The sequence below is a fragment of the Nocardia carnea genome, assembly GCF_029868325.1.
Taxonomy (GTDB): Bacteria; Actinomycetota; Actinomycetes; order Mycobacteriales; family Mycobacteriaceae; genus Nocardia; species Nocardia carnea_C.
On record NZ_JARWNW010000143.1, the window covers coordinates 1 to 7,726 of the forward strand.

Here is a 7,726-nt window from a genome sequence, read left to right on the forward strand (position 1 = left end):
CTCGCCGCCCGCGGGTACCGCCGCATACAGTCGGTGAACTCGGCGACCGCGCGCTCGGCGTCGTCGGTCACGACAACCGCCCGGTCGGCCGGATCCACCGCTCCCGCGGCGTAGGTCAGGTCCAGCGCAGCCGTCAACGGCGCGAGCTCCGCAGCAATACCGCCGGAGCTGAATCCGACCGCGGGTCCGCCCAGTGCCGGTATCCGCGCCGCGGCGGCCGCCGCGGTCGCCCCATCGATACCGTCGAGGTCGATCAGCAGCAGCGGTTCGAGCAAAGTGGTCGCGTCCATGGCGAATTCACCGGCGGTCCCCTCGGCCAGTTCCGCCGCGCCGAGGGTGCGTACTTCGATCCCCATACCACCCTCCTGGTTGCGCGTTCTACACCCGGCCGCGCCGGGGCCACCGGCACTTCCGGCCCACAGTGAACCTATCGGACGCGCCACAACCACCCACACCTACGGGCTGCGACCGCCATTCGGCGGAATACGTCGCCAGGAACCGATCGGCGCCGGAATCGTGGGGTCCGCGCCGGTCGGTCACGGACGAATGGCCTGCGTAACGAAGTCCGGAGCCGAGGCACCTGCGAGCGGTGAATCGGGCGGCCTGCGCGAAACTGAAGTGGTGAGTACCGACAACGACCGGACGCCGCCGGTGACCAGTGCTTCGATCATCGTGCTGACGCTGGCACGGCGGGTGGAGACCGAACTCAATGCGGGACTGGCCGCCTTGGACCTGACCGTCGGGCGCCTCGGCCTGCTCGGGCACATTTCGGGTGTTCCGGGGGCCTCGTTCAGCGAGTTGGCGCGAATGTCGGGAATCAGCGTGCAGAGCGCACATACCGCGGTGAAGGCACTCGTCGCTGCCGGACTCGTCCGTGACCGCACCGCCCGCGCCGGGTCGGCGTCCGCGATCGAACTCACCGCGGACGGTGAGCGGCTGCTGCGGGCTGCCCAGGAGGTGGTCACCGAGGTGGACGAGCGGCTGTTCGGCGCAGCGGCCGACCCAGTGCAGCGCCGGATCGGCACCGCTGTCGTGGACGCGTTTCGCGGGACGGGGATCTGACACCAGGGGGTCGGCAGGGGCGGCGCAGATAACCTTCAGCCATTCTGAAAGCCCTGCTAAGCTTCAGGCATACTGAAGGTCGTGAGGGAACTTGTCCATGCACCAACCGCTGCTGCCGGTTCACGTTCTGGCAGCTATCGTTCTCGGATGCAAGGTGGGGTCCTGGACGTTCCGAATCCACGAAAAGGACCTGTCCGCATGAGCATCCGCCATTACCTGTATCGCGCACCCTCGCTGACCGCAACGGAAGCAATCGGCGCCGTCCGATCCGGTGCGCTGATCGTCGATGTACGGCGACGATTCGAATGGAATCGGACCCGTATTCCCGGCGCAGTCCATCTCCCCTTGGAGCAGTTGACGGACACGTGCGCCGAGCTGCCCGACGATCGGCTGTTGATCACCTTCTGCACCGGCGGCCTGCGGTCCTACGGGGCCGCGAACCTACTGCTCGAGTACGGTTTCGAAGCCAAGAACATGTCGGGTGGGCTGATCGAGTGGCGCGCCGCCGGAGGACCACTGGAACCGGGGCGATGACATGATCGGCCACGCTTCCGGGCGGTCCACCGCGGGCAGGCCGGGCCGACGTAGTGTCGTGCATGCCACGGTGATACCGCACCACCCGACCGATGGACAGAACGGAAGTAGCAGCCCATGCCGAAGATCGTGCTGTTCGGAGCCACCGGCTACACCGGTCGCCTGATCGCGCAGGCGCTGACCGCCCGCGGCACCGCGCCGGTACTCGCCGGCCGAAACGCAGATTCGCTCGCGACACTGGCTACCGAGATCGGCGGCGCGGCAACCGCGGTGGCCGATGTGACCGACCCCGCTTCGGTCCGTGCACTACTGGGCCGAGGCGATGTACTGATCACAACGGTGGGCCCGTTCCTGCGTTACGGAAAGCCCGCACTGGCAGCGGCTCTCGCGGCGGGCGCACACTATTTCGACTCCACCGGAGAAGGCCCGTTCATCCGCACGGTGTTCGACCACGACGACGAGGCTCGCCGGGCGGGTGTCGCATTGCTCACCGCCTTCGGATTCGATTATGTGCCGGGCAATCTGGCCGCGGCGCTCGCGCTCGACGAGGCGCCGGATGCCGTTCGCGCCGATATCGGTTATTTCATCGCCGACCCCAGCACCAGCGGCGGCACCCGCGCTTCCATGGCGGGCATGCTGTTCGAAGACGGTTTCGCCCTGCGCGGCGGCCGGGTCGTGCCACAGCGAACAGCCGCGCGGGTGCGCGATTTCGAGGTCGCGGGCCGTACCCGCACCGGGGCGTCCGTGCCGGGTTCGGAGCATTTCGCGCTGACCCGCTCGTATCCGCAGCTCCGCGAAACCGATGTCTACCTCGGTCTTCCCGGGCCTGCCGCCCACGGCCTGCGGGCGACCTCGCTGATCACCGCCGGGATCGCCCGGGTGGAGCCGGTGAAGCAGCTGGCCGAAACCGTGCTGACCCGTATCGTCAAGGGCTCGACCGGCGGCCCGGCACCCAGCGCCCGGGCCCGCACTCGCACCTGGGCGGTCGCGGCTGTATCCGATGCCGCGGGCCGCCCTCGCGCCTCGGTAACACTCACCGGCGTGGACCCCTACGACTTCACCGCGGCAATCCTCGCCTGGGGTGCCCGGACCGCGCTGGAGGGCGGCCTCCTCGGCACCGGCGCTCTGGGCCCCGTCGAAGCATTCGGCCTCGACCGACTCACCGACGGCGCCGCGGGGGCCGGCCTGACCCGATAACCCCCGAGCATCGCGCACGCCGCACCGGCCGTGGCCGCTTCATGATGGCGCGCCACGGCCGACGACAGCGTCCTCTTTACTCGGGCGGCAGAATATTTGCTGTTCAGGTGGACGACGCCTCCTTTCTTCAGATGATGATGCCCAGTAGGCCCCACGCCAGGCTCAGGGCCGCTCCCGCGGCCGCCGAGCCGAGGCCGATAATCGCACTCATGACGTTCCTCGCTTCCTCCGACGAAACGTTCGAATTGTTCTCCGGCTGAGAAATCGCTCGAAACGACGAGGCCCCGCGAATCCTTCGGTGGCGGTATTCGCAATAACCGTGTCCGGCAGAGCCATCGTCCCACTGGGTCCCCGTTCCGGGGAGGTTCCCGTGTGCAGATTAGCACCTCGTAAAGACCGCGTCAGCACCTCATTTCACCGAACCACACACGGACGAAAAGTTTTTCGTCGGTCCCGCAAAGAAACGCGCCCCCACCACGGCGTTCTTCGGCCGTTGACACGGTTTCTTGCAATGAGCTCACATTTGGCGGGGCTTCTTCGGGACGGATTATCAGAACTGTTAGACGACCGCTTCCCGCACATAACGAACAGGACGATACGGCCGGGTACCGAATCTTATCTTCATCGAATTACGAGCGCCTTTCGGATATCAACCACCGAATTGTGATGCTCGGCGGAAAAACACAAGATCCCCGTAGCCCGACCTTTTCCGAAGCCTGGGCGAAAGACGCGTGTAGACGTTTTCGACATTCAGCGCCATACCTCGATCGGCGGGTCGCGCATCCTGAACCCGTGCCCCGGTCCTTGCGTGGCGCGGCGACCCGAGCATCCGGCGCGCCATAGAATTCCGCCGGGCCCGGTCCCGGTTTTCGCAGACATCGGTCGAGTCGAATCGCCAGGAGGACGAGTTGTCGCTCATCGCTCGCGGTACAGCCTGGTTCGGGCTGTACCTGGCAGCCGCGATCATCCCGCTGGTATTCGCCGCGATCGGTGTCGCCGACGCCGATCGCGGATTCCTGACGGAATTCTCGGTCGCCCTGGGGTTCGTCGGAATGTCGATGCTGGGCCTGCAATTCGCGCTGGTTGCCCGGTTCCGGGCCGTCGCGGCGCCGTTCGGGGAGGACGCGCTGGTGCAATTCCACCGGCAGGTGTCCTATGTGGCGCTGGCGTTCATCCTCGCCCATCCGGTGCTGCTGCAGATCGCGGGTACCGACATCATCGGTCTGCTCAACCTGGTGCAGGCTCCGCCGCGGGCGCGGTTCGCGGGCGCCTCGACGGTCCTGCTGCTGATCCTGATCGCCAGCTCCGTCTGGCGTAAACGCCTGCGTATCCGCTACGAGATCTGGCAGGTCTGCCACGGCGTGCTGTCCGTGCTGGTGGTCGCGTGCGCGCTCGCCCATATGTTCCTCGTCGACTACTACCTCGACGCGGTGTGGAAGAAATGGTTGTGGGCATTGATGACGCTGGCACTGGTGCTACTGCTCGTATGGGTGCGGGTAGTCGAACCGCTGCTGCGGCTGCGCCGGCCCTGGCGCATCGAGCGGGTCACCGCCGAACGAGGGAACGCGCATACGCTGGGCTTGGCGCCGGTGGGTCATGACGGATTCCGATTCCAGCCGGGACAGTTCGGATGGCTCGTGGTGAACCGCGCACCGTTCTCGATCACCGCGCACCCGTTCTCCTTCTCCTCCAGTGCCGAGGAACACCGGCGGGTCGAGATGACGATCAAGGCGCTGGGCGATTTCACCTCGACCGTCGGCGATATCCCGGTGGGAACGCGCGCCTATATCTCCGGCCCGCACGGCGTCTTCACTCCCGACCGCAACGAGGGCCCCGGGTTCGTACTGATCGCGGGCGGTATCGGCATCACCCCCATGGTGAGCATCCTGCGCACCATGGCGGATCGCGAAGACCGCCGCCCGGTCCTGCTGTTCCATGCCGTCCGGGCCCTGTCCGAAGCGACCCTGGACGACGAGATCCGGGCAATGGAGCCGCGGCTGGATCTCACGGTGGTCCGGGTTCCGGAGCGGCCGCCCGCGGGCTGGTCCGGCGAACACGGTTACCTCGACCGTGCCGTACTGGCCCGGCATCTGCCGGCCGGTTATCCCCGGAGACAGTATTTCGCCTGCGGGCCGGGGCCCATGGTCACCGCCGTGGAAGAGGCCCTGGCCGATCTCGGCGTTCCCGCCGAACGTCTGCACACCGAACGTTTCGACTTCGTCTGAACGGGGCCCCTATGCGACACGTTTACACGACCCGCGCGGTTCTCGCGATCACCGTGATCCTGCTGGCAGCATCCGCGTGGTTCGCTCTCGCTACCGGCTGACCGCCGCTGTCCACGACTATCCGGACGATCGCCGCCGCCCCCGGTGCCTCGGCCTCGGCAGCGCGGTGAGCGGCTGGTACTCGGGCGGCCGTCAGTTGCCGGGCCCGCGATAGACGATGAGCGGCCCCTGAGCCCGGTGCAGCAGGTTCTGCGTCGTGGACCCGAGCAGGGCGCCACGCAGACGCCCCCGGCCTTTGTGACCGACGATCAGCATCTGTCCCTCGTCGAGCGCCCGCAGCAGTTCCCGGACGGCGGAACCGCGCCGGGACCGCTCCTCGACGGCGACGCCGGGGAATTTTTCCCGGTACGGCGCGACGATGGTCGACAGTATTCCGGACTCCGCGCGGGCGATGGTTTCCCAATCGACGGTCATCGCGGTCGGCCCGAACACCTGCATCGCCGTGGGGACCGAATCCCCGGCCGCCGCGCTGTCGGTCCAGGTCCGCACGGGGACGACCGGGACGGAGAACAGCTGTGCCCAGGCGAAGGCGAGTTCGGTCGCCCCGGCCGACAGCGGACTGCCGTCGCAACCCACCACGATCGGGCGATCGTCCGGGGACGGATGCCCGGGATCTCCGCGCCATACCGCCACCGGGCACTGCGCCTGATCGACCACCCGCAATGCGGTCGATCCGAGGATCCACCGTTCGACCGCCCCGGCGCCGGTCGCACCGATAACGATCATCGCGGCGCCCCGGGCCGCTTTCAGCAACCCGGCCGCAGGCGGCTCGCTGTCGGCGACCGAGGTCAGGTCGATATCCGGTGCCCATCGGCGCACCGCGTCTTCGGCGGTGGTCAGCAATTCCGAGCGATACACGCGGTACCGCTCCGCCAGCTCGCCGGGGGTCATCGCGATCTCGGGCATCGGGCCCGGAGCCGGTGAGGAATGCACCAGGTGCAGCGGCAGGGCGAGCTTGCGGGCGAACGTGGTCGCCCATTCGGCGGCCGCCAGCGAGGTCTCCGATCCGTCGACACCGACCACGATGTGGTTGCCCGCGGGGATTGGCTGCATCCGTTCTACCTTCCGTTCAGCGTGGCGCGATCACTCTCCGATGACGATTCCCGGTCGAACGCCCCATCGGCCGGCGGGCCGATCCCCGGTCCCAGGATAGGAGCCACCGTCTCCCCGGCGGCCGGCCGACACGCTGCGCGGATCTCGGCCGGCTCGCCGCTCGCGCCCGAATGCCTCGGCTGCCGGCGCGCGACAACCGAAGGCAGCCACCCGCGGCGAATTCAGCCCACTGACCGGGACCTCACCCCACGCAGCGCGCCGACCCGCGTCACCATCAGGCGCAGACACACAACTCTGGTGGGAACAATGGAGGTTCCGATGCCGGCTCACGTAGCAAATGGGGAAACCCAGCACGACGACGAGGAAATCAGGCAGATCGAAGCGGCCGCGGCCCCGACCCGGTTCGCCCGCGGCTGGCACTGCCTGGGTCTGGCGAAAACGTTCCGGGACGGCCGACCGCACGAGGTCAAGGCCTTCGGCACCACCCTGGTGGTGTTCCGGTCCGAATCCGACGACGCATTGCACGTGATCGACGCGTACTGCCGCCATATGGGCGGAAATCTTGCACACGGCACGGTCAAAGGTGATTCCATCGCCTGCCCGTTCCACGACTGGCGCTGGGGCGGCAACGGCAAATGTACGGGAATCCCGTATGCCCGCCGGGTGCCGCCGCTGGCGAAGACCCGGGCATGGCCGACGCTGGAACGCAACGGCCAGCTCTTCGTCTGGAACGATCCGCAGGGCAGCAAGCCGACCGATGAGGTGACGATTCCGCAGATCGACGGTTACGGCACGGCCGAGTGGACCGACTGGACCTGGAACACCTTGCTGGTCGAGGGATCACACTGCCGCGAGATCGTGGACAACGTGGTGGATATGGCCCACTTCTTCTACGTCCACTACTCCTTCCCGCGTTATTTCAAGAACGTTTTCGAAGGTCATGTGGCCACGCAGTACATGCGGTCCACACCGCGCGGCGATATCAATGTCGGCACCAACTACGACGATCCGAACTCCTCGCTGCGTTCGGACGCCTCGTATTTCGGCCCGTCCTACATGATCGACTGGCTGTGGAACGAGGCCGGCGGCAGGACGATCGAAACGGTGCTGATCAACTGCCACTATCCGGTCACCTCGAACTCCTTCGTCCTGCAGTACGGCGCCATGGTGAAGAAGCCGGAGGGGATGTCGGACGCGGATGCCGACGCGATGGCGGCGCAGTTCGCCCGCGGTGTCGAGGTGGGTTTCGAACAGGACGTCGAGATCTGGAAGAACAAGGCACCGATCGACAATCCGCTGCTGTCGGAGGAGGACGGCCCGGTATACCAGCTGCGCCGCTGGTACAAGCAGTTCTACGTCGATGTCGAGGACATCACCGAGGATATGACGAAACGGTTCGAGTTCGAGATCGATACCGAACGCGCGGTTACCAGCTGGGAAGCCGAGGTCGCCGACAACATCGCCCGCGGCGCCGTGGTCGACACCACCACCCGGTAGCCGATACCGCCGGACGCCGGATGCGGCCCTGCGGGGGGGGGCGTTTTTGGGGGCCCGGGGGGGGGGGGGGGGGTTTTTGGGGGGATGGGGGGGTTGTT

The 7,726-nt window shown here is 67.1% G+C and carries 6 protein-coding genes and 1 pseudogene; 5 read left to right on the top strand and 2 right to left on the bottom strand.

What is annotated here, in order from left to right; genetic code table 11:
• A pseudogene (locus tag QH196_RS10705) lies at nucleotides 1–356 on the bottom strand (enoyl-CoA hydratase/isomerase family protein); the annotation flags it as partial.
• A gap of 265 nt (nucleotides 357–621) precedes the next feature.
• Between QH196_RS10705 and QH196_RS10710 the strand changes: the two are divergent.
• The 4 genes from QH196_RS10710 (at nucleotide 622) to QH196_RS10725 (ending at nucleotide 5,018) form a co-directional block, all read left to right on the top strand.
• Entirely contained in the window at nucleotides 622–1,062 is a 441-nt protein-coding gene (locus QH196_RS10710; protein WP_280415615.1) for a MarR family winged helix-turn-helix transcriptional regulator, read from the top strand.
• A 198-nt stretch (nucleotides 1,063–1,260) separates the two neighbouring features.
• Nucleotides 1,261–1,596, top strand: coding sequence for a rhodanese-like domain-containing protein (locus tag QH196_RS10715; RefSeq protein ID WP_280415616.1), 336 nt, complete (start codon nucleotides 1,261–1,263; stop codon nucleotides 1,594–1,596).
• A 117-nt stretch (nucleotides 1,597–1,713) separates the two neighbouring features.
• Nucleotides 1,714–2,793 (top strand): saccharopine dehydrogenase family protein, encoded by a 1,080-nt coding sequence (locus QH196_RS10720; protein ID WP_280415617.1) that lies wholly within the window; start codon nucleotides 1,714–1,716, stop codon nucleotides 2,791–2,793.
• A 908-nt stretch (nucleotides 2,794–3,701) separates the two neighbouring features.
• Nucleotides 3,702–5,018 carry a ferredoxin reductase family protein gene (locus QH196_RS10725; RefSeq protein WP_280415618.1) on the top strand — a complete coding sequence of 439 codons (1,317 nt, stop codon included), beginning with the start codon at nucleotides 3,702–3,704 and terminating at the stop codon, nucleotides 5,016–5,018.
• Nucleotides 5,019–5,210: 192 nt separating this feature from the next.
• Here QH196_RS10725 and QH196_RS10730 read toward each other — a convergent pair whose 3' ends face one another.
• Nucleotides 5,211–6,131: a universal stress protein gene (locus tag QH196_RS10730; RefSeq protein ID WP_280415619.1), complete on the bottom strand. Its 921-nt coding sequence runs from the start codon at nucleotides 6,129–6,131 to the stop codon at nucleotides 5,211–5,213.
• Nucleotides 6,132–6,437: 306 nt separating this feature from the next.
• Here QH196_RS10730 and QH196_RS10735 point away from each other — a divergent pair, with 306 nt between their 5' ends.
• The gene (locus tag QH196_RS10735; protein WP_280415620.1) at nucleotides 6,438–7,628 is read left to right on the top strand and encodes a Rieske 2Fe-2S domain-containing protein; all 1,191 of its coding nucleotides are present in this window, start codon (nucleotides 6,438–6,440) and stop codon (nucleotides 7,626–7,628) included.
• Nucleotides 7,629–7,726: the final 98 nt, after the last annotated feature.